The organism is Parvibaculum sp. (assembly GCF_035511255.1).
Taxonomy (GTDB): domain Bacteria; phylum Pseudomonadota; class Alphaproteobacteria; order Parvibaculales; family Parvibaculaceae; genus Parvibaculum.
In genome coordinates, this window is sequence record NZ_DATKFR010000036.1 from 1 (window position 1) to 3192 (window position 3192).

At 63.0% G+C, this 3192-nt stretch carries 1 protein-coding gene and 2 pseudogenes; 1 reads left to right on the plus strand and 2 read right to left on the minus strand.

The window, feature by feature from the left end; all coding sequences use genetic code 11:
* Nucleotides 1–1527, minus strand: a 1527-nt coding sequence (locus VMR03_RS01200) for a phosphoenolpyruvate carboxykinase (protein WP_325401464.1), incomplete at its 3' end; no start/stop codon positions are given.
* Between the two features lie 685 nt (nucleotides 1528–2212).
* Here VMR03_RS01200 and VMR03_RS01205 point away from each other — a divergent pair.
* Nucleotides 2213–2731: pseudogene (locus tag VMR03_RS01205) on the plus strand (response regulator); the annotation flags it as partial.
* Here VMR03_RS01205 and VMR03_RS01210 read toward each other — a convergent pair.
* A pseudogene (locus VMR03_RS01210) lies at nucleotides 2716–3181 on the minus strand (NADP-dependent malic enzyme); the annotation flags it as partial. The pseudogenes VMR03_RS01205 and VMR03_RS01210 sit on opposite strands and share 16 nt — an antisense overlap.
* Nucleotides 3182–3192 lie beyond the last annotated feature (11 nt).

Below are 3192 nucleotides of genomic sequence, written 5' to 3' on the forward strand. Positions count from 1 at the left end.
CATCTTCACGACCTTCTGGGCCTGCGCGTCGTAGCCGGCCTTGTCGGCCCATGTGTCGCGCGGGTTGAGAATCTTCGTGTCGACGCCCGGCACGCTGACCGGTACCTCGAAGCCGAAATTCGGATCGGTGCGGAACTCGACCTTCGAGAGCGAACCGTCAAGCGCGGCGGCGAGCAGCGCGCGCGTCGCCTTGATCGGCATGCGGCTGCCGACGCCATAGGCTCCGCCGGTCCAACCCGTGTTGACGAGCCAGCAATCGACCTTGTGCTCGGCGATGAGCGCGCGCAGCAGATTGCCGTATTCGGTGGGATGGCGCGACATGAAGGGCCCGCCGAAGCAGGTCGAGAAAGTCGCTTCCGGCTCCGTCACGCCCTTCTCGGTGCCGGCGACCTTCGCCGTATAGCCCGAGAGGAAGTGATACATCGCCTGGCTGGGCGTCAGCTTGGCGATAGGCGGCAACACGCCGAAGGCGTCGGCCGTCAGCATGATGATGTTCTTCGGATGGCCGCCGGTGCCGGTCTCGCTTGCATTCGGAATGAAGGAGAGCGGATAGGCGCCGCGGCTGTTCTCGGCGAGGGCGGCGCTGTCGAGATCGAGCTCGCGCGTGTCCTCGTCCATCACGACGTTCTCAAGCACCGTGCCGAAGCGCTTCGTCACAGCGTAGATCTCGGGCTCGGCTTCGGCCGAGAGCTTGATCATCTTGGCATAGCAGCCGCCTTCGAAATTGAAGACGCCATTCTCGGACCAGCCATGCTCGTCGTCGCCGATCAGCGTGCGCGAAGCGTCAGCCGAAAGCGTCGTCTTGCCGGTGCCCGACAGGCCGAAGAAGACCGCCGTGTCGCCCTTGGGGCCGATATTGGCCGAGCAATGCATCGGCATCACGCGCTTGGGCGGCAACTCGTAATTCAGCATCGAGAAGACGGACTTCTTGATCTCGCCGGCATAGGAGGTGTTGGCGATCAGCACGATCCGCTTGGCGAAGTTGCAGGCGATCACCGTCGAGGTGCGCACGCCGTACTTCGCCGGGTCCGCTTCGAAGCTCGGCAGGTCGATGATCGTGAATTCGGGGAGGAAGTCGTCGAGCTCTTCGGGCTTGGGTTCGATCAGCAGGTTCTGGATGAAGAGCGAGTGCCAGGCATATTCGGAGTAGATGCGGGTCGCGAGGCGGTGGGTCTTGTCGGCGCCGCCGAAGAGGTCCTGGATGAAAAGTTCGCGACCTTCGGCGTGCTTCAGCATGTCCTGGTGGAGAAGATCGAAGGCTTCCGGCGTCATCGCCTTGTTATTGTCCCACCAGACCGCTTTTTCGGTGTTTTCGTCGCGGACGATGAACTTATCTTTCGCGGAGCGGCCGGTGTGAACGCCGGTCTTGACGACGAAGGGACCATCGGCGGCGACCATGCCCTCCTTGCGGCGGACGGCTTCTTCGTAAAGCGCCGCCGGGCGATAGTTCCAATGGGCAGCGGCGAGGTTTTTGAGGCCGCTTTTTTCGACGCCGTATTTACTGATGTAGGGCCCGGTCTGTTTCACACCTTCTCTCCTGTGATGCTCGAGGCTGCGCCGGTGCCGTGCTGGGCTTTTCGGATCGCGCGCCGCGACGGAAATTCTTCTCCGTCATCGGGCTCTTCCGCGAACCGCCGGTCTCTCGCCGCCTCGTCTTCTGCTGAATTGTTCTATTCGCGTATCGCCCAGTCTCGTAAGTCTCGCGACCAGTCTTGTGAAGGGGGCGGATATGCCCCGTAATTAAGGCGGGATTATAGCATGGCCGAAGCCCTCCCGTGCGGACGGCCCCGTGACCAATCTGGTTCATTTTCTACAGGGAATGACGGATGGCCCGCGAAGGTTCCGTCCCGCCGCGGCCCGACTTCCCTCCGGTCCCGTTCCGATTGGCGCGCACCATAATTGGCCGGCTTTCGGGGCGCAACCGACTCGCAAGGGGTGCGGCCTATGCCGCAGGGGAAGCCGGCCGGAATGGCCATTCCCGGAAGTTCTCTTCTTGTTCCCGGGATCTCTTGTGACTCTCGTCATACATTATGGGCACAAGCGTGGCGTGAACCGTCGCAAGTGCTTATACTGCCGCCACATTTTAGGCCAAAAGCGACCCTAAGCCTTCGCGAGCCTTTGCTCACGAAGCCGGACGAGGCCCGGCGCCTGCCGAGGGGACCCGCGGATGGACACTGTTGGAAACGACGCTCTTGAAAAGGGACGGGGGCCAATGCCAACCATCGCGCTGGTTGACGATGACCGCAACATTCTGACTTCGGTAAGCATGGCCCTCGAGGCCGAAGGCTATCACGTCCAGACCTACACGGATGGCGCGGCGGCTCTGGCGGGCCTTGCCGCCAATCCGCCGGACGTCGCCGTCTTCGACATCAAGATGCCGCGCATGGACGGCATGGAGCTGCTGCGCCGTCTGCGTCAGAAATCCGATCTGCCGGTGATCTTTCTCACCTCGAAGGACGACGAGATCGACGAGCTCTTCGGCCTCAAGATGGGTGCGGACGACTACATCCGTAAACCCTTCTCGCAGCGCCTTCTCGTCGAGCGCGTCAAGGCGGTGCTGCGTCGCGCGAGCCCCAAGGCCGAGGGCGCCGCGCCGGAGAGCGGTGCCGAGAAGGTCGTGCTCGAACGCGGCAAGCTCGTGCTCGATCCCGAGCGCCATTCCTGCACCTGGGACGCAAAGCCCGTCGTCCTCACTGTCACTGAATTCCTGATCCTGCAGGCGCTCGCGCAGCTTGCGCTCCACATAGAAGCAGTCCGGGGCCTTGATGTCTTCCAGGTTGATGCCGCCGAAGGTGGCTTCCAGGCCGGCGATGATCTCGACCAGCTTGTCCGGGTCGGTCTCGTTGATCTCGATGTCGAACACGTCCAGCCCGGCGAATTTCTTGAACAGCACCGCCTTGCCTTCCATCACCGGCTTGGAGGCCAGCGCACCGATATTGCCCAGGCCCAGCACCGCGGTGCCGTTGGAGATCACGCCCACCAGGTTGCCGCGGCCGGTGTAGCGGAACACATTGGCCGGGTCCGCCACGATTTCCTCGCAGGCCGCCGCCACCCCGGGCGAGTACGCCAGGGCCAGGTCACGCTGGTTGACGAGCGGCTTGGAGGCCACGACGGAGATCTTTCCCGGGGTGGGAAACTCGTGGTAATCCAGAGCGGCCTGGCGGTCGGATTGCGAATTCATGGGGCGGCGCT